The 20,468-nt window shown below is 35.4% G+C and carries 16 protein-coding genes, 1 pseudogene and 1 other annotated feature; of the genes and pseudogenes, 6 read left to right on the plus strand and 11 right to left on the minus strand.

The annotated features are described in order from the left end of the window. The first annotated feature begins 4 nt into the window (after positions 1 to 4). The gene (lsrF, locus tag F0362_RS14710; protein ID WP_000219779.1) at positions 5 to 787 is read left to right on the plus strand and encodes a 3-hydroxy-5-phosphonooxypentane-2,4-dione thiolase; all 783 of its coding nucleotides are present in this window, start codon (positions 5 to 7) and stop codon (positions 785 to 787) included. Between the two features lie 122 nt (positions 788 to 909). Here the strand turns inward: lsrF and F0362_RS14715 are convergent, their stop codons facing one another. The 6 genes from F0362_RS14715 to F0362_RS14740 form a co-directional block, all read right to left on the minus strand. After that, complete coding sequence (locus tag F0362_RS14715) at positions 910 to 1,413, minus strand: GNAT family N-acetyltransferase (protein ID WP_000204929.1); 504 nt, start codon at positions 1,411 to 1,413, stop codon at positions 910 to 912. 312 nt (positions 1,414 to 1,725) lie between these two features. Beyond that, the gene (locus F0362_RS14720) at positions 1,726 to 2,121 is read right to left on the minus strand and encodes a VOC family protein (RefSeq protein WP_000773071.1); all 396 of its coding nucleotides are present in this window, start codon (positions 2,119 to 2,121) and stop codon (positions 1,726 to 1,728) included. 226 nt (positions 2,122 to 2,347) lie between these two features. Continuing rightward, positions 2,348 to 3,055, minus strand: a complete 708-nt coding sequence (locus tag F0362_RS14725; protein ID WP_149889851.1) for a nucleotidyltransferase family protein — start codon at positions 3,053 to 3,055, stop codon at positions 2,348 to 2,350. A 69-nt stretch (positions 3,056 to 3,124) separates the two neighbouring features. After that, positions 3,125 to 3,451 (minus strand): heme-degrading monooxygenase HmoA, encoded by a 327-nt coding sequence (gene hmoA, locus F0362_RS14730; protein WP_000469501.1) that lies wholly within the window; start codon positions 3,449 to 3,451, stop codon positions 3,125 to 3,127. 97 nt (positions 3,452 to 3,548) lie between these two features. Further along, positions 3,549 to 4,763, minus strand: a complete 1,215-nt coding sequence (locus F0362_RS14735) for an MFS transporter (protein WP_000843816.1) — start codon at positions 4,761 to 4,763, stop codon at positions 3,549 to 3,551. Positions 4,764 to 4,820: 57 nt separating this feature from the next. Beyond that, on the minus strand, positions 4,821 to 5,864 hold the full coding sequence (locus F0362_RS14740) for an ArsR/SmtB family transcription factor (protein WP_000451624.1): 1,044 nt from the start codon (positions 5,862 to 5,864) through the stop codon (positions 4,821 to 4,823). 268 nt (positions 5,865 to 6,132) lie between these two features. Between F0362_RS14740 and F0362_RS14745 the strand changes: the two are divergent. Next, positions 6,133 to 6,435, plus strand: a pseudogene (locus tag F0362_RS14745) (serine/threonine protein phosphatase); the annotation flags it as partial. 457 nt (positions 6,436 to 6,892) lie between these two features. On the opposite strand, the gene F0362_RS14750 reads toward F0362_RS14745, so the two are convergent. Further along, on the minus strand, positions 6,893 to 9,184 hold the full coding sequence (locus tag F0362_RS14750) for a glycoside hydrolase family 3 C-terminal domain-containing protein (protein WP_053446588.1): 2,292 nt from the start codon (positions 9,182 to 9,184) through the stop codon (positions 6,893 to 6,895). A gap of 136 nt (positions 9,185 to 9,320) precedes the next feature. Between F0362_RS14750 and F0362_RS14755 the strand changes: the two genes are divergently transcribed. Continuing rightward, positions 9,321 to 10,556 carry a helix-turn-helix domain-containing protein gene (locus tag F0362_RS14755; protein ID WP_000995839.1) on the plus strand — a complete coding sequence of 412 codons (1,236 nt, stop codon included), beginning with the start codon at positions 9,321 to 9,323 and terminating at the stop codon, positions 10,554 to 10,556. A 212-nt stretch (positions 10,557 to 10,768) separates the two neighbouring features. Further along, a complete protein-coding gene (locus F0362_RS14760) occupies positions 10,769 to 11,962 on the plus strand; it encodes a nucleoside transporter C-terminal domain-containing protein (RefSeq protein ID WP_000545491.1) in 1,194 nt (397 codons plus the stop codon). 80 nt (positions 11,963 to 12,042) lie between these two features. Here the strand turns inward: F0362_RS14760 and F0362_RS14765 are convergent, their stop codons facing one another. Beyond that, complete coding sequence (locus tag F0362_RS14765; protein WP_001006647.1) at positions 12,043 to 13,290, minus strand: glutamate-5-semialdehyde dehydrogenase; 1,248 nt, start codon at positions 13,288 to 13,290, stop codon at positions 12,043 to 12,045. Positions 13,291 to 13,395: 105 nt separating this feature from the next. Beyond that, a complete protein-coding gene (gene proB / locus F0362_RS14770) occupies positions 13,396 to 14,499 on the minus strand; it encodes a glutamate 5-kinase (RefSeq protein ID WP_000744732.1) in 1,104 nt (367 codons plus the stop codon). 143 nt (positions 14,500 to 14,642) lie between these two features. After that, positions 14,643 to 14,853: a binding site (T-box leader), on the minus strand. A 340-nt stretch (positions 14,854 to 15,193) separates the two neighbouring features. Between proB and proC the strand changes: the two genes are divergently transcribed. Continuing rightward, positions 15,194 to 16,012: a pyrroline-5-carboxylate reductase gene (gene proC / locus F0362_RS14775; protein WP_001041316.1), complete on the plus strand. Its 819-nt coding sequence runs from the start codon at positions 15,194 to 15,196 to the stop codon at positions 16,010 to 16,012. Between the two features lie 214 nt (positions 16,013 to 16,226). Here the strand turns inward: proC and F0362_RS14780 are convergent, their stop codons facing one another. Together F0362_RS14780 and F0362_RS14785 are read right to left on the minus strand one after the other, a co-directional pair. Continuing rightward, entirely contained in the window at positions 16,227 to 17,867 is a 1,641-nt protein-coding gene (locus F0362_RS14780; RefSeq protein WP_000049536.1) for a M20/M25/M40 family metallo-hydrolase, read from the minus strand. A gap of 75 nt (positions 17,868 to 17,942) precedes the next feature. Further along, positions 17,943 to 18,692, minus strand: a complete 750-nt coding sequence (locus tag F0362_RS14785; protein WP_000250754.1) for an IclR family transcriptional regulator — start codon at positions 18,690 to 18,692, stop codon at positions 17,943 to 17,945. A gap of 264 nt (positions 18,693 to 18,956) precedes the next feature. On the opposite strand from F0362_RS14785, the gene F0362_RS14795 reads away from it, so the two are divergent. Then, positions 18,957 to 20,381, plus strand: coding sequence for an amino acid permease (locus F0362_RS14795; protein ID WP_149890060.1), 1,425 nt, complete (start codon positions 18,957 to 18,959; stop codon positions 20,379 to 20,381). Positions 20,382 to 20,468: the final 87 nt, after the last annotated feature.

Below are 20,468 nucleotides of genomic sequence, written 5' to 3' on the forward strand. Positions count from 1 at the left end.
TCGAATGACTTGGGGATTTAAAAATCGATTAAATACAATTTTACCTGATGGAAGAGCGGTTATGTTAGCGATCGACCATGGCTATTTTTTAGGACCGATTCACGGACTAGAACAACCATTAGAAACAGTTAAAAACTTACTTCCTTATACAGATTCCCTTTTTTTAACGCGAGGTGTACTTAGCTCTTGTATTCCTGAAAACTGCAGCACACCGATGGTTATGCGTGTATCTGGCGGAGCTACTGTCGTCGGTAAAGATTTAGCGAACGAAACTATTGTTACACCTGTGAAAGAAGCAGTAAAACAAAACGCAATTGGCGTCGGCGTTTCTGTCTTTGTTGGATCAGACTATGAAACACAAACGGTTTCAAATCTCGCAAACGTAGTTTCAGAAGCTCATGATTACGGATTACCAGTTCTCGGCATTACCGCGGTCGCAAAAGAACTACAAAAACGAGAGGCACGCTTCCTCGCACTCGCTTCCCGCGTATGTGTTGAAATGGGTGCTGACATTATTAAAACGTACTACTGCGAAGGATTCGAAAAAATAACGAGCACATGCCCTGCCCCAGTCGTCATCGCCGGTGGACCGAAACTAGATTCAATCGAAGACGCATTAAACATTACGTACAATGCACTGCAAGAAGGTGCAATTGGAGTAGACATGGGCCGAAACATATGGCAATCCGAACACCCCGCTGCGATGATTCAAGCGATTCATGGTATTGTGAAGAACGGATTGAATGTGAAAAAGGCGCTGGAATTATATGATGATGTAAAAAACTAAGGTAAAAGATAGACTATTACACTTAAATATATACAAAATCAATATTTACTATTAGGAAAAGCCCATATCTAACATATGGGCTTTCTTTTACATTTTTAATTGTTCCGAATCTAATCCGATTTCTACAGATCGCGTACGTTCCAAACAATCTCACCTCGTTCACCAAACGTACTGTGATGCCGCTTAAATCCTATCTTTTCTAATACCCGGAAGGACGCCGTATTCCAAGCACCTACAGTTGACCAAAGTCTTTTGCGACCCGTAGCAATCGCAGCCTCCAGTACTGCTGATGCCGCCTCTGTCGCATAACCCATGCGATGAGCACTGCGGAACAACTCATATGCAATCTCCGGCTCTTCAAGCGTGGAACGACCGATAATTAAGCCACAGTATCCGATGAAATCGTCTTCGTCTCGTCTACGAATCGTGAGAAGGGATATGCCATTTTCGGTTGCTTTCTTGCGCTTCTCAATAAGATCGTTACGAACAGATTCAACGGTTGGCATTTCCACTCCACGTTCACCAATTAGTTCTCTAAGCCAGACTGCATCGGATTCCTCCCACATATTCAGGTCGAGTCGTTCCGTTCTTAGATGGAACGCCATATCTTTAAATACAGATGTCATAGTAGTAACCTCCTATTTATATCACTGTACTACTTATAATAGTTTTGTACTGTACCATATGGGAAACCTGCTTGATTCTCTAGATCTTTTGCATTAAGAAACATTATTGCTATTTTATGCATAAGCAATTCCTTTGCAAAATAGACTTTGTTATGAAACTTTATTTCAAATCTATAATATTTAGTTTAAGAGGAATACCCTCTAGTTTATAAACATTTTGATGTTCACTTATCATACAAATAAAATGCTCAAGCCCCTTTCCAAACTGGATAAGGGGCTATATTCACAGCTTCAAAACAATTTCTCTTATTGCTATCGAACTTTCTTACCATCTTTATAGTCAAGGCACGATACTTCAATTAACAATCCATTAAACATTGTAAAATAAAAACCATAACTACTACCTCTCATCACATAAGGTGCCTTGTCTATTTCAATGCCCCCAGCTACTAAACGATTATATGATTTATCAACTTCATTTGTAGTTTCCACTAAAAAACCAATATGAAAAGCTTCTGGATACGTAACGTCCTTATTCCCCTTGAATGCTTTTGGATCACTTAATACAAGTATAAATCCACTCTCATCGCTCATCACTACAAGTGCCTTTCCTTTTTGCTCCAAAAATTGAAAATCAAAAAAAGTTTCAAAGAAATGTCTCGCTTCTAATAAATCATCAACACATAAATTCAAATGATTCAACTTCATTCACACATCTCCTTTTAAACAGGGGCTATACAGAAGTATATTGACCCATATTAATAACACCCGAATGTTTAAGGTTGTATTCAAGTGTTCATTTTTTAATAGTTTAATACTTTTTTCTATCGTCTAGAACGTTTTTTCAATGCAACTTTTAAAATACAGTGAATGAAATTATACGAACGATTCGAAACGGAATATCTATTTACCAATAAAATTTAACAATCGTATTCTATTGTTTATTCTCCAAATGAATTAAAATCCACTCAATCAAGAAAACTGCTGAAGAGATTCGCTCTGTCGTGTCACCTAAAAACAGTTTATTTATAAAATCTTCAAAGTGAGTTGGTACTTTGGATAATGTTTCAATATACTTCAAAACAGATCCAGCTGAAGGTACTGGCTTGTTATTAATAGCCCATATTCCCTCTAACAATGTCCAAGTTGATGTTTGAACTATGTATGATGCTTTTAACTCATCTTTTGCTTTCAGAGCAGTCTTAATTTTAATTAGCGAACTATGTAACCAATGAGAAATGCCCTTTACTTTATCACTAGCAACTCGATAGTTTTCAAATTTTTGTTTTGCTATTGCCTTTAATTCTTTCAATTCACCGCTTTTATCAAACAAAATTTTCCCTTCTAAAAATGAATATAGTTCCATCTGATTATTTTTAAAGTTTACTTGTATTTGATTAAAATCAGCATACTTATATTCAACTAAAATATCTTCTCTCATTTCAGAATAAAATCGCTTCTTTTTTCCGTCTTCTAAAAGAATATATAAGTCTAAATCCGAATCAGGATATGCATCACCTCTTGCGACAGAACCGATGAGCATAAATCCGGTTACTTTTTCTATAGATAAACATTCGTTTAAAATTATTTCCACTATTTCTTTATGTTTTTCATATGTAATAAATGAAAGGTTTTCTATCACTTACATCCCTCCAGTACTAAAAAAGAGGATACATGTTAATTTCTACAACATGTATCCTCTGCTTATATTTTACGACTGCTGATAAGCCGCTTTCGATGATTTCACATAATAAACACCGTGTTCAACGTTAATGATATGATCTGGTTTTGGTTTACCACGGCCCGCTCTATGTCCAGCTAAATGTTCTTCACTCGTTTCCCAGTTTTTCCATGCCTCTTCAGATTCCCAGCGAATCATAACGACAACTTCTTCATCGCCGCGTCTTACTTTTTTCACAAGAACACTTAAGTCAATGAAGCCTTCAAATTTTTCAATTATACCTTCTCCAGTGAAACGTTCTACAACTATATTTGATGTACCTTCTTTTACAGTAAATGTTTTCGTTTCGATAAACATATATCCCACTCCCTCTTTTTAATTCGAATACTAGTATTCTTCTATTATAGTTGATTATGATAATTATTTTCAATTATAAAGTTTTAAATCTTTTGAATTATGCTGTTTTCTCTTCAACTGCCTCATCTAAAAATTTAAAATATGGGAGTAATATTCCTATTAAAGAAGTGACACATATAATCGCACCGATGATAAGGTATAGTGCTCTAACTCCCCACATTTCACTTAGTATGCCTCCTACTAACACACCTAACGGCATAGCGGATCGTATGAAAAATAGTCGAACTGAAAATACTTTTCCTATCATATTGTTCGGGACAGTTTGTTGGCATATTGTTGTGTTATGAACATTGAAAAATGCGATGCAAACACCTGCAATCACTTCAGTTATTACCGCAATTATTATACTATGATTGAACCCTAGAGAAATGTATGTGAGCCCTCCTATAAACAATCCACCAAGCATAAGTATACGCCGGCTTTTATATGTTACTTTTCCGACTAGTATAGATCCAACTACATAGCCAAGCGGGAAACCAGCCATAAAATAACCAAACTCCGCATATCCTGCGGACAACTCGTCTTTTATATAAGGAAGATTTGTAACCATCGTTACCCCTACTCCAAACTGTACGAAAGTAAGAAATACACCGAGCCAAACGATGATTGGTTTTGTGAAAAAGTATGTAAAACCGTGAAGAAACTGTTCTAGCCACGTTTTTCTCAATTCTTGTTTTACTCTTTTTTCTTTTATGAAAAGTAACAATCCCCCACTAATGAATAGACAAACACAAACGAACAACATTGTTAATTTGATTCCAATGAATGTAATAACGATACCACCTAATAGTGGCGCAAGAAACATCATAAGACGAGTCATTCCATCAATATACGCATTTGCATCTTGAAGTTGTTCTTTACTTACAATGCTCGGTGTAATTGCTTGACTTGCAGGTGTATAAAGCGGTGTAATGAGCCCAATTATAATTTGAACGACATACACGTGCCAAACTTCTATATTACTAGTAGCTACCATGACTAAAGGTAGTAAGAAAACAGATGCCCGCATCCATTGCGAAAAAATCATAATCCACTTTCGGCTCCATTTATCAATAAATGGTCCGCTTATTAGTTGCAGTATGAGAGATGGGATAAAATATAATAACCACATACTACTTAATGCTGTTTTTGATCCCGTTAACTCATAAACAAGAATTGAATTACACAACGTCCCGAAAGCTCCGCCTAATTCCGAAATTGCGCTACCAATCCACATAAAAAAGAATGAACGATTTTTCAATACACTCTTCACTATAGCTCACCAACTTTTCTATTTAAATCCTCCCTTTATGTACATTCTCGTTGTATATTATCTATTTAAAAATACATCTAATTCTTTCGCTAACGACTGCACTGCTTTTTTTCTCAATACATATTTTCCGTCATGTATATCAACTAACTTAGCCGAACGTAATAATTTTAAATGATGATGCACTGTCGATTTACCAAGTTGCAGTCTTTCCGTAATTTCCTGCAATGTACGTTCTTTTTCAAACAACATTTTTACAATTCGTAATCTCGCTTCATCCCCAAGTGCTTTATGTTTTTGAACTAAAAAATAATTCGGCTCATACGGATCTTCTGGATGTATACTTTCATTTGCGACAGGATAATGCAACACTTTCGTATCTTCAATATCAGCTTCTATATTCCACGGCCTGTACGTCAGTTGCGGGATAAGAAGTACGTAATGAACACTTGGCTCTGGCATATAGTTAACGCCACCAGTCGCCCACTCGACAAACTCTTCCGGTTTCATCTTTTTATTCATTTCATTCTTTGCTTCATAGTCTCGCTTTAATATAGAAAGTAATTGCTCTTCCTCTTTTTTAATAACACTCTCATACCATCCTGTCATAACGGCGATAAAATGGTCCTTTAGTTCTTGTATATCACTATTACATATAAAGCTAATATACGTAGAGAAAAACTGATGATCCTGTGTCAGTTCCTTTAATTTTTGTATTGCAGTTACGTCTCCATTTCCTGCTAAACGTCTTTTTTCTTCATACTTCTCTCCTACAAAGGGTAAACATATATACTTTAAATCTTCTTCTGAAAGCGAATCGATATTCGTAATAAACTGTGATAGATTTTGAAAATCTCCTTCATACAACAACTGAAGCAGCGCTTTCCACGTATTATGCTCTTCTACAAACTGTAAGTGCTCCCTCATTTCTTCTGTTAATGATTGTCTAATTTCTTCCCATTCGCTTTTGGATTTTTCAAGTGTGTCTATTAACCTTTTATGAGTAATTGCCGCAATGCCAAGTGCACATTCAAAAAGTATCGAATACTTCATTTGAATATGGTACGTTTCCCTCTTTCTACTCGTTACATGAAAGACTTCCATTTGATCCCCTCCTTATTTGCTATATATTTAATTCTACAATTATCGAATAATACCTTCTATATTTTTAGAATTATATTACAATTACCGAAAACTAAAGACTATGATAATCTTTTTAATCCTTACTCCATTAAAACGCCGATTGTTAAATACCTTATTAATAATGGAGGTTCCTTTTTTTAGCTCTTTTATACGTTGCAGTTCATATTCTTGTTCTACTATAGGGCAGGCATATTGAAGAGAAAGGAGAATGTATTACATGGAGAAAAATAATGTAGAAGGCGTATGTTTATTTTTGCAATTACTAAAGTTAAGAGTACAAAAGATGTTTATTAAAAAAGAATTAAAAAAGTATACTTGGCAACAAACAGTAAAGCGAACGCTTCAAGTACATGATGCCTTACAATCTTCATTAACATCTCTTCAAGAAGCAGAACTGGATCAACCGATTCCTTCTCTACCTGTTTGGCAACAATATATGAATATCCTTTTGCACGATGCTTATCATACAGGACAAATTATACAACTTCGGAAACTCCAAGGTTCATGGCCAACTCATCGTTCTTATTTATAAATAATGATTAAAATTGCTTAAGTTTAACATGCCACCAAACAATGGAACGCAGTTAACTGTTACATCAATTTCTCTCCCGTAATTACTACTATTACCCAAGATAAAGTAATAAGAAAAATAGCATCGTAACAGAGGTAGTCTAGATACGAACCGAAAGAAGTGAAAACGTTAGATTTTATAAAATTACTTTTATTGCTACAGATAATAAGTGGGAATCTACCGAAGGACCTTTTTATATCAATGTCCCACATTACAAAGAACTAAATGGGCCTGCTATAGATAATGGACAATTATTTGATTTTACATTAGCTGAATAAATTCAAAAAAAGCAAATGAGATGCTAGCTCTCATTTGCTTTTTTGTAAATCTATGTTTATTAATAGTATAAAATATTAGCCCAAACCAATCGGGTATTTCCAGACCGTAATCCCCCATCTAACTTCTTCACATGCGCCGCTTATTGATTCATTTGCGCATCGTTCAATAGCTCAATTATTTCACTTAACATTTCTTCTGTAAATGCGCCTGCACTAAAGTTTACTAACGCTCGTAACGGCATGTAATTTAGCATAGCATCCATCATTTCAGAGGCATCACTATCCCCTTCAGCCATACTTGCAAACGGGCTGTCTTTTAATGCTTTTTCCATAAGCTCTTTTGCAATTGATGCTAACATTCGGTCCGCAAATATGTCCCCTAGTAACGTATTCCGATGCACTGTTTTTTTAATTATAGTCGTTGATTGAACGAATATGTTATCTTGTAAAACAATCTCTCTTGAAGACTTTCCTACTAAAATTTCGAATTCACCTGTTTCAACATGCCAGTCCTTCAATTCAACATTATAATAAGCAAATGACCTGTTATTTAAAGTAAAACTAACCGTTTTTTCTTCTCCCGGTTGCAACTCTACTTTTTCAAATCCTTTTAATTCTTTTTCAGGACGAATCATACTACTTTCAACATCTTTTATATACAGCTGAACAATTTCTTTCCCAGCTATACTACCAGCATTTTTCACGTTTACAAGAACAGAAACAGTATCCGTATCCTTTATCTCGTTTTTACTTATTGAAAGTTTACTATACTCAAAGTTTGTATAACTTAACCCAAAGCCAAATGGGAACAATGGTTCAATATTTTTTGCATCATAATAACGGTATCCAACGAACACACCTTCCTTATATTCTACTTTATCACCTTCACCTGGGAAGTTTAAGTAAGAAGGATTATCGCTTAAAACTTCCGGGAATGTTTCTGCTAGCTTCCCACTTGGATTCGCATCACCAAATAATAAATCAGCAATTGCTCCGCCTAATGCTTGGCCACCTAAATAGCCTTCAAGTATTCCTTTTACTTTACCTATCCATGGCATTTCAATTGGCGCACCATTACTTAAAACTACAACGATATTACTTTGAACTTCAGCAATAGCCTCAATTAATTGCACGTGATTTTCTGGCATTTGTAAATGTTTTCGATCAAAGCCTTCTGATTCATAACGATCTGGAAGCCCAACGAAAAGGACAGCTGTATCTGCGCTCTCAGCTATTTTTTTTGCTTCATTAATCAAGTTTTCATCTACGTCATCGCTTGCAAGATCATAGCCTTGTGCAAATAAAATGTTCGTTTTTTCACCTGATACCATTTCAAGTTCTTCAAAAATACTTGCAAGCTTTGTTGGATTAATATGAGAACTTCCGCCGCCTTGATAACGTGGTTGCTTTGCAAATTCTCCAATTACCGCTACCGTCCCCTCTTTTTTTAGCGGAAGAATGGAATCTTCATTTTGTAACATAACCATACTTTCACTTGCAACTTCCCTTGCAAGCTGATGATGCATGTCCTTACTATACGTAGCGTTTTCTAATTGATTATCATAAGCTTTAAAAATAATGTAAAGAAGACGCTCAACTGCTTGATCAAGCTTTTCTACACTTAGCTCACCACAATGAATTGCATCAATAATTTTCTTCTCACCAATTCCAAAGCTTGAAGGCATTTCTAACTCTAAACCGTTCGCTAAACTTGCAACACGTTCATTTACTGCGCCCCAATCAGATACGACAAAGCCTTCAAATCCCCATTCATCTTTTAAAATATCATGTAACAAATAGTTATTTTCCGAAGCGTATTCACCATTTACTTTATTGTAAGCACTCATTACTGTCCAAGGCTGTGCTTCCTTAATAACATCTTCAAAGCTTGCAAGGTAAATTTCACGTAAAGTTCTTTCATCAACAATTGCATCTACAGACATTCTGCGATGCTCTTGATTATTAGCTGCGAAATGCTTTAATGACGTTCCAATGCCTTGACTTTGGACGCCTTTAACATGATTTATAGCCATTTGCGATGATAAATACGGGTCCTCTGAAAAATATTCAAAATTTCTTCCGCATAGCGGTGAACGTTTAATATTTGCACCTGGTCCAAGGAGAACACCTACATGTTCAGCCTGACATTCTTCTCCTAATGCAACTCCTACTTCATGTATTAAGTCTTTATTCCATGTACTTGCTAACCCTACTGCTGAAGGGAAACAAGTCGATGGAATACTGTTATAAATCCCTAAGTGATCTGCTCCCTCTGCCTGTTTTCTTAGACCATGTGGTCCATCAGTTACCATAATTGATGGAATCCCTAATCGTTCAATCCCTTTTGTATTCCAAAAGTCTAATCCAGAACATAGACTTGCCTTTTCTTCTAGCGTCATTTCAGAAATGATTTTCTTAATATCTCTTTTCATGATAGCCCTCCTAAAAAACATATAAGTAAACGCTTTCTTAATGATATTATAGTTATTATCTTTCAGATATTATGGTATATTTTTTAGACTACTTGTAAAAATTTTAGCTGTTTTTTAAAGAATAGAGGTTAAAATAATGAATTGCTCCAAACGAGAAGATCTATATTATATTTGTAAGCTAGTCTTTGATCTACATAAAACACCTATCTATTTTCTTACTAACAAAGGAGATTTAGTATTTGAAATCTCGTCCAATATTCTGCATAACCCTATGTATTCTTCCAAAGAGGCAATACTGAATGAACTATATAAGGAACAGCCTTCCTATACTTTTCCGTCACTAGTAGAGACCGCCTTTCTCGAAAACTTTTTCGCAATTCATCTGCGTTTGAACGACCAAATTAGTGGGAATATAATTGTTGGACCAGTCCTTTATTCCAGGCTATCAGAAACATCAATTAATGGCATTGTTAATGATCTTCAACTAAAAATAAACAAAGAAGAAATGATTCGATATTATCGTTCTCTACCCGTATTAAATAATATGAGTTTTTTAAATGTAAGTTTAGTGCTTTATTACATGCTATATCAGAAACAGTTGGACATAGCTGATATACTGCAGAAAAACATGCTAATAAAAAAGGCGGAATTCGAAATTGAACAGCCTGATGTACATATATCAGAGCAACGACAAAGTACATTAACTCATATCGATCCACTAGCCGAGAGGAAAATATTTGAATGTATTAAGCAAGGGAAAAAGGAGGAGTTAATTAAAAATCTAAGGAGATTACCTGAATCAGGAGAACTTGGGGTGTTATCAAAGACAAGTCACCTGCGAAGCCAAAAGAATTCTGCCATTGCAGCTATTACACTTGCAACTAGATCTGCTATTGAAGGTGGAGTTTTCCCTGAAATCGCATATACTATTAGTGATTTATTTATACAAAAACTCGAAGAAATACATAAAAATGAAGCAATTCCCCCTTTTTTAGAGAATGCGTTACTTGAGTTTGCAGAACGTGTCAAAAATAGTACAGTGCAGCAACATTCAAAACATATAAACGTATGTCAGAATTATATATTCACTCATCTTTATGGTGATATTACACTAAATATCCTTGCAGAAATAGTCACATTAAACCCTAGTTATTTATCTTCCCTTTTCAAAAAAGAAGTTGGAATTTCTTTAAATGAATATATTCAGCGTGCGAAAGTCGATGAGTCAAAAAAGTTAATGACATATACGAGACATTCTATATCCGAAATTTCTACAGTACTAAATTTTCACGACCAAAGTCATTTTACAAAGGTATTTAAAAAACATACTGGTATTTCGCCTAAACAATTTAAAAATGGATGCAGTTATTAGTTATCCTCCGTTCCGTCAATAGATTTAATTTGTTGCTTTACATTCCTAATACATATACTTTATAAAGCGAAAACATTAATTGGTAGTACATTAATTGAAATAGATGAATGCTAAACATAATTCACATTCTTCATAACTCCTGATTATAATCCAAATTTGGAAGAATAGAGGCTTTTTTATATACAAATAATAAGCCTCAAGGAGTTGTTGACATGCATTTCATATTAAATATGTTAGGGATTTTTGTTGTAATATTAATCGTCTTCCTTTGTTCGCCTAATAAAAGAAAAATAAAATGGAGACCAATCGTTATTCTAATCATATTGGAGCTTTTTATTACGTGGTTTATGTTAGGCACCAAATTGGGCAGTATTATTATTAATAAAATTGCGTCATTTTTCAGTTGGCTACTATCGTGCGCGAATGAAGGTATTCGTTTTGCATTTCCTTCAGCTATGGAAAATCAAACAGTTGATTTCTTCTTTAGCGCCTTACTTCCTATCATTTTTGTTATCACTTTTTTTGATATCCTTTCCTACTTTGGAGTCTTAACTTGGATCATTGATAAAGTTGGTGCACTTATTTCTAAGATTTCTCGTTTACCAAAGTTAGAAAGTTTCTTTTCCATTCAAATGATGTTTTTAGGAAATACGGAAGCACTTGCGGTTGTTCGTGATCAATTATCTGTTTTAAAAGAAAATCGTTTGTTGACTTTTGGAATTATGAGTATGAGTAGTGTCAGCGGATCCATTCTTGGTGCTTATCTATCAATGGTTCCAGCAACATATATTTTCAGCGCTATTCCTTTAAACTGTATTAACGCATTAATTTTAGCTAATGTTTTAAATCCTATTGAAGTTACGAAAGAAGAAGATGTTGTTTATAAACCTTCAAAAAATGAAAAAAAAGATTTCTTTTCTACTATTTCAAACAGTATGTTAGTCGGAATGAATATGGTAATCGTTATTTTAGCTATGGTAATTGGATATGTAGCTTTAACAGCATGTTTAAATGGTATTTTAAGCTTTTTTGTAGCAGGTTTAACAATTCAAAAAATCTTCTCCATTATCTTTAGCCCCTTTGCTTTTTTACTCGGTTTAACAGGTAAAGATGCTATGTATGTAGCTGAATTAATGGGAATCAAAATCACAACGAATGAATTTGTTGCCATGATGGATTTAAAATCAAACTTAAAGTCTTTACAACCGCATACGATTGCTGTTGCAACTACATTTCTAGCCTCTTTTGCTAACTTTAGTACAGTAGGTATGATATACGGAACTTACAATTCATTATTTGGCGGAGAAAAATCATCAATAATCGGTAAAAATGTTTGGAAGCTTCTTGTTAGCGGAATGGCTGTTTCCTTGTTAAGCGCTATGCTCGTGGGGCTTTTTGTGTGGTAAATCAATACTTATAATAACGAAAGACACCTAAATGAAATTGGGTGTCTTTCGTTATTATTTCACTTTTTCTTTTATGATTTTTATCCCCGAATCTGTCCATTCCCACGAATCACATATTTTGTAGAAGTTAATGCAGGAAGCCCCATTGGTCCCCTTACGTGTAGCTTTTGCGTACTGATGCCAATTTCTGCGCCAAATCCGAATTCAGATCCATCCGTAAAACGAGTCGATGCATTATGATAAAGTGCTGCGGCATCAACGGATGTGAAAAACTTGCTGACGTTTTCCTCGTTTTCTGAAATAATCGCTTCAGAATGCATAGATCCATACGTATTTATGTGATGAATCGCTTCTTCTACTGTAGAAACGACTTTAACTGCTAGCGTGAGAGATAAAAACTCAGTTTCCCAATCCTCTTCTGAAGCGAATGCAATAGAAGAATCAATTGCCAATGCTTTCTTATCACCACGTAGCTCCACGCCTCTTTCCTTCAATAAAGAAAACAGTTCGCTACCAAATTGCTGCGCCCACTTTTCATGAAGTATAATCGTTTCAATTGCATTACATACAGATGGACGCTGCGTTTTTGCATTTATAATAATATTAAATGCCATTTGTTTATCCGCTGTTTCATCAATGAAAATATGACAATTTCCCGCACCTGTTTCAAGTACTGGAACAGACGCTTCTCTTACTACAGTATCGATTAATTGCTTGCCACCTCTTGGGATAAGAACATCCAAGTAGTCATTTAATGTAAATAACTGCTTCGCGCTATCTCGCGTCGTATCTTCTATGAGCTGTACACTTTCTTGAGGCAAGCTCGTTTGTTTGAGCGCTCGGTGAATTACAGCAACGATCGCTTTATTAGAATGGATAGCGGAAGAACTACCACGCAATATGACTGCATTTCCTGTTTTCAAACAAATTGTAGCAGCATCTACTGTCACATTCGGCCTTGCCTCGTAAATCATCCCGACAACACCAAGTGGTACTCGCATCTCCTGAATAGATAGTCCATTTGGTCTTTCCCATGCACTTACACATTCCCCAACAGGATCACGTAAATCAATTAGCTGCTTAATTCCCTCAGTCATATCAATGATACGTTGTTCATTCAGCATAAGACGATCAAGGAGTGACTCAGAAAATCCTTTTGCCTTACCTTCTTCAATATCCCGTTTGTTTTCCTCTACAATATAAGCTGTTTCTACTATCAACTGATCAGCAATTGCGGTAAGTGCTTCATTTTTTTGATTTGTAGATGTAAGCACAAGTTCTCTAGCAACCTCTTTCGCTTTTTTCCCCTTTGCCAACACTTCATTCATTTTTATTTCCTCCTTTTTAAAGGTTAATCAGTATATTATTTGAGAACCATTTAACACGAGTATCTAAAACTTACCTGCCCATTCAAATTTGCGTGCTCTCTTTTCTTAAAATGAAACCCAATGATCTCTATGGATGACTTCATAATTATGCCTTTCGCCTCTTGCTTGAATATCTTGGCTTTTCATACCTTTTAAATTCCTTAGTTCCTCCGCGCTATATGTGCATTGTCCTTTTCCTATTACGCGCCCTTGTTGCGTAATTACTTCCACGACTTCACCCACTTGGAAAAATCCTGACACATTTGTAACACCAGCAGGAAGAAGGCTCTTTCCATGTTGAATGATAGCAGTAGCTGCCCCGGCATCTACTTCAATTTGACCGCTAACAAGCGAATGCAAGGCGATCCATTGCTTGTTCATTTTAATTACTTTTTGAGGAGCATTACCGATATACGTTCCATCACCTTTGCCCTTCAAAACATCTAAAAACTTTTCCTGTCCACGTCCTGTTCCGATAAATACACTCACTCCAAGAGATAGTGCCGTCTTTGCAGCATCGATTTTTGATTTCATACCGCCAGTTCCAAGTTTTGAACCAGCATCTCCAGCAAGAGAAGCGATTTCTTCCGTAACTTCAGGAAGAAAATAATATTTTTTCGCATCCGTATTTTTTTGAGGATTTTTGTCATATAAACCGTTCACATCCGTAAAAATCATAAGCATATCTGCCGACACAAGTCCGCTTACTAAAGCTGACAGCATATCATTATCACCGAACGTCAGCTCCTCTAAAGAAATGGAATCATTTTCATTGATGATAGGAAGAGCGGAACGGTTTAGTAGCTCTCCTAAAGTAGCGTACGCGTTACTGTATTGTTCTTTTCTAGAAAAATCACTTCTCGTTAATAAAAGTTGTGCAGTAACAATATCATATTTACGGAACTCCTCTGTGTACGCCTGCATTAATAAACTTTGTCCGACAGCTGCTGCAGCCTGTTTCCCTTTAGTTGTCACTGGTCTGCTAGGATACCCAAGAGCAGAAAAACCTGCTGCGACGGCTCCAGATGTAATTAACAAAACTTCATGCCCTTCCTGTTTCAGTCGTGCCAATGCGGCAACGTGATCTGAAAGTTGTTCTTTAGAAATGCCTCCATGACTATCTGCCAAGGAACTACTCCCTATCTTTACAACAATTCGTTGTTTTTTCACTTTTGTAACCCCCAAGTCTAAAATCAAAGTTTTTATACATTACACTTCTATTCATTCAGTTTGCAGCTATATTTATTCTCATCCATGCTGCCCTGTAGTATGAAAGAGCAAAATAAAAATGACCGCTTCGCCCTTAATAAAATAATAAGGACGAAACGGTCATTGTTCCGCGGTACCACCTTGATTGATATACATAGATATCCACTTGACGCCTATAACGCAGGCGAACGCCTAAACTTTCATTTAAGACTCAGGGATAGGTTCGATACATTCTATACGAGGAATCTTTCAGCCGGTGAATTCCACTCTCTTTCGTAAGAAGACATATGTACTAATTCCCTTCAACGATTTTCGATCTGATTTTTTTATATTATGCGATATAGTTCGATTCGGTGTCAAGAGGTGTTTTTAAAAATAAATAGAGCCGCAAGTTACTTGTATGAAATTATCGCCCTACTGAATGAAAATAAAAATTGATATAAGTTTAACTCATATTCATAAGCATAAAACCTTAAATTATAGTGTATATATTTACATAATGTCGAATATAATTAATTTTTATCTTTTAGTGTTGCAAAAAGGAATATATTCTCTTAGAATGTTTCTTTATATTGCACAGGGATGTTATTCTTATTCTAAGATAATAATATCAAACCGATATAATTAATTATAAAAGGAGCAAGATCGAGTTATTATGAACAAACAAATTGGATTCATCGGATGCGGAAATATGGGGATGGCTATAATTGGCGGTATGATAAACAATAATATAGTATCTTCAAATAAAATCATGTGTTCAGATTTGAACACTATGAATTTAAAAAATGCTAGTGAAAAATACGGGATAACTACAACTACTGACAACAATGAAGTAGCTAAAAATGCTGATATTTTAATTTTATCAATCAAACCAGACTTATACTCCTCCGTAATTAATGAAATAAAAGAAGTAATCAAAAACGACGTTATCGTCGTAACAATCGCTGCAGGGAAAAGCATTAATAGTACTGAAGATGCCTTTGATAAAAAATTAAAGGTTGTGAGAGTAATGCCTAATACTCCTGCTCTTGTTGGAGAAGGAATGTCTGCTTTATGCCCTAACGAAATGGTTACAGAAAAAGATTTAGAAGATGTACTAAACATTTTCAATAGTTTTGGTCAAACAGAGATCGTAAGCGAAAAATTAATGGATGTTGTAACATCTGTAAGTGGTTCTTCGCCAGCATACGTATATATGATTATAGAAGCGATGGCAGATGCTGCTGTACTAGATGGTATGCCAAGAAATCAAGCATATAAATTCGCAGCTCAAGCTGTGTTAGGTTCTGCAAAAATGGTATTGGAAACAGGAATACATCCAGGTGCATTGAAAGATATGGTTTGTTCCCCAGGCGGAACGACAATAGAGGCTGTAGCAACATTAGAAGAAAAAGGCTTGCGAACAGCCATCATTTCAGCTATGCAACGTTGCACGCAAAAGTCTATTGAATTATCTAATCAAACTAAAAAGTAAACACTAATTACAAACTGTTTTTGACTATATACACATGTAGTTTACATACCCCTATTTTCGCCAAAAGATAAACGGACAAATTCATAAATGATTGAGTTTGCCCGTTTTGTTTTTATTATATTAAAATAATTATATTCAAATCCTCTTTTTGGCTTCTATTTCTATACCTTCTGAATGTTATGTTTTCCATTCATTCACTTTTATACACACCTAACTATGACTGAGTAATTTTATTAGATACAAGTAATTTTTCAATACATATCGGTAACATATCGAATAGCGTTTCAAATGCGTAATTTACGTCTAGACGCTCTGTCCATTGATGTGCATCTTTTCCTACCGGCCCCATATTTAATACTGGAACGTCAAACTCTTCTAATTCCTGAAGTGGAATTGAATAGCCTTTATCCCATAATGGCATATTGTCTACAAGAGAACTCATTGAATCCAATGGGTTCTGTAAGCCCACATAGCTTAAATCTGAAATTCCTCCAAAATAATTTTGATTTTCAAATGTAATGCTATGATTGTATTGGGCATACTTTTCCATTTCTACAACTACCTCTTTAATGAAAGGATTGTTGCGTGAACTCACAGCTGGATAGTACGGCGGAGCGAAGAAAAGTACAATCATCGGCGCTTTTTCTTTACATAATATAGCTAATTTATCAACTAAATCGATTGTTACTGCACGATCATCTTTATCTTCTCTATTTTTTATAATATTAGATTGAATATCATTTATTGTCTCTTTTCCATGTTGTTCAATTGCATACGCGATAAGCTCTTCATACGTTAATACATTTACTTTAAGATTAGGAGGTATGAACGGATTATATTTAGAAAAACGATATGCTTGCTTCTCGTAAGACTCTTCGATTTTCTCTGCTACTTTCGTTACTTTTTGACGCAGCAACGAAACGACATCTGTCATCGATTTTTCTAGTAAAAACAAATTAAATAGTGTGACTGCACGATGCGGAATTTGTACAGAATAGTCCTCTTTTAAGTCTCTTTGAAGCAAGTTAGTTGGTGGAGGACTCGCTTCACCATCTACAATATCACAAAGGTCCGTATTCAACTCTAATTCTGCTGTTAATAATGCAGCCATATAACTCCCATTTAAGCCTGCAAAAGGTTCACCTACATGTGTCTCTTTTCCATAGCAAAGGAAACCAGGTAACACCTTCCCAATAGAACCAGTATAAATATACTTATTTTGGTCCCCAGGATGCCTTGAAAACATAGGCTCTGAATTTAGAACCGTTTTAAATTCTAAATCATGTTCTCTTGCTAAATCTAATAATCTCGGAACAGCTGCTCTCATCCCTACGGAGTTCACTTCTTCATCTGGAACAGCTAATAAAAGAACATTCCCATCAAATCTTCCTTCACAAGCTTGCTCAACCATTGCCATTTGTAAAGCTAGACCACATTTCATATCCATTGTCCCTCTACCAAATAGCCAATCTCCCTGTTCTATATCTTCACGTACATGATCTGGTAGTTCATCTTTATGAGAGTAAAACATAGATGTTAACTTTTTAGGATGAAATGCATCTTCTTTCCACACTCCATAATCTTGTACATCTACAACATCAAAATGACTAACAAGAATTACAGTATTTTTCGTACTATCACTTTTCTTTACTAGGGCGGTAACAAAATATCGTCCATCCCCCGTCGGATTTTTTTGCAAATGATGCGGATTTTGTTTGAAATACTGTAAGTCAGATAATTGTTCTACAACAAAGTCTGGTAATATAACTTCAGCTTCTGAACCTGTAATACTAGGAATTTCAACAAGATTGCTTAATAACTGAATCAATTGTTCTTTTGATTGCCACTTTGACATAGTAACCCCCCTATTTTTCCGCATTATGAAAATCAATTCCAATATATGAATAAAAAATAACGACAGTTATCAAAATTATAATTCTGATGTACTGCCGATTTTTATTGAAATTTCATGAGCTGCTTCTTTTACCTTACTAATAAGAAAAGATAGTCGATCATCATTAATACGATGACTAATTAACCCAACACTTAATGCTCCTACTACTTTATGATTGAATCCGATAATAGGTGCAGCTACTGAAGCTGTCCCTTCTGTTTTTTCACCATAACTTACAGCATATCCTTCATTTTCTATTTGTTTTATTTGATTAAGAAGAATTTGCTTTTGTTCTGGTAAAGAAGAAAGTAATTGTTCTACAATGTATTCCATTTCATTCGTTTTCATATTGGCAAGCATCGTTTTATTTGCGGCGCCAATCGAAAGTGGAATCTGTTCCCCTAAGTTATCGATAACCCGAATTTTTAAAGGGCTATCAATTCTTTCAATAATAATAGAATGAGTTCCATTTGGAATGTTCAAATAGACACTTTCTTCCACTTCAGCGGCCAATCGCTTCATCACTTCCCTTGCAACAGATCTATAGTCTACCTTCTCCAATTGACGTAATCCTATTTCCATCCACATTGGCCCAATCTTGTACTGCTTTGTTTCTGAAATTTGTGTAACTAACCCATGCTCCATTAGAGAATTAAGTAATCTATGTACTGTACTAACCGGAAGATGTGTTCCATCAGCTATATCAGAAATAGCCCAATACTCTTTTTCATTTGTAGAATTTAATAGCTTAATAATACTTATCGCTCGATCAATGGACTGTACCATAATTCGCCTCAACTTTACTTGTAGTATGTTTAGCCTAATTAACTATCAATTTATCAAAAATTCAAACTGAAATCAATCAATTTATTTAATTTTCAAAATAAACAAAAGATACGCAATCAACATTTTGAAAACGCAAACAAAAAAATATTGACTTTTCTTTTTAATTATCTGAAAATTAGAACAATATTTCACATCACGGAATGCATTCCATAATACGGAAAAACGTCAATTTTCATACTACCAATTTTGAAAGTGAGGAAAACACTGACGCAAGTAAACAATACAAACAATGAATTAAAGCGCACAATGAAAAGTAGACATTTATTCATAATTGCACTCGGTGGTGTGATTGGAACGGGGTTATTTAACGGATCTGGTTTTATTATAAGTAAAGCTGGACCTGGCGGATCCGTACTTGCCTTTATGGCCGGTGGATTATTAATGTATCTCGTTATGCTATGTCTTGGTGAGCTTGCTGTAGCCATGCCTGTTTCAGGTTCTTTCCAGGAATATGCCACCAAGTTCATTAATCCTGCAACTGGGTTTACAATCGGATGGTTGTATTGGTTAAGCTGGGCGAATACGACCGGTCTTGAATTTACAACTGCCGGAATTACGATGCAGCGCTGGTTTCCTGATATTCCTGTCTGGGTTTGGTGTTTAATATTTGGTGTTACCATATTCACTATAAACGCATTATCTGCTCGTAGTTATGCAGAAACAGAGTTTTGGTTTTCAAGCATTAAAGTATCTGCCATTATCGCTTTCATTATTCTTGGCGGCGCCGCTATGTTCGGTTTTATTGATTTAAAAGGAAACGAACCAGCCCCGCTATTTTCAAATTTCATAAATCACGGTGGTTTATTCCCAAATGGACTTGCCGCTATCCTATTAACAATGGTTACAGTCAATTATTCCTTCCAAGGTACAGAACTTGTCGGAATCGCAGCTGGTGAAAGTGAAGATCCAGCAAAGACTTTGCCTCGTTCTATTAGAAATATTATATGGCGCACGATGTTTTTCTTCGTTTTAGCAATTTTTGTTCTCGTAGCTTTAATTCCTTGGGAAGAAGCAGGATTAACAAAGAGCCCATTCGTTGCTGTTTTTGATAATATCGGTATTCCGTATGCAGCTGATATTATGAACTTTGTTATTCTTACCGCTGTTCTTTCTGTCGCAAACTCAGGACTGTACGCCGCAACTCGCATGCTTTGGTCATTATCAAAAAATGAAATGGCGCCAGCCTTTTTAAAGAAATTATCATCACGAGGAATACCACTAAACGCTTTAATCTTGACGATAGCTATTTCTGCTTTTTCTCTTTTGACAAGCGTGGTAGCTGCTGAAACGGTTTATTTATGGCTTATTTCAATTTCTGGAGTCATTACAATCATTGTTTGGATGTCAATTTGTGTTTCTCAATTCTTTTTCCGTAAACGCTATTTAGCTGAAGGTGGAAAATTAGAAGACTTAAAATTCAAAACTCCACTTTATCCACTTGTACCCATTCTTGGTTTTGGATTGTATGGCATTATATTAGTAAGTCTTATCTTTATCCCCGATCAAAGACTAGGAATCTACTGTACTGTACCATTTATCATCTTTTGCTACACTTACTATCACTTTAAGATTAAGAAAAAAATCACCAGTAGCACTCATAAAGAAGGTAAAATTAGCGAACCTTTGTAGTACTGTACGATACAGAGAAGACCGCGCATGGATTTCACCTCATGTGCGGTCTTTTATCATTCCTTCATTCATTTTCTCAGGAACAAT

It is taken from the genome of Bacillus sp. BS98 (assembly GCF_008432245.1).
GTDB classification, from domain to species: domain Bacteria; phylum Bacillota; class Bacilli; order Bacillales; family Bacillaceae_G; genus Bacillus_A; species Bacillus_A toyonensis.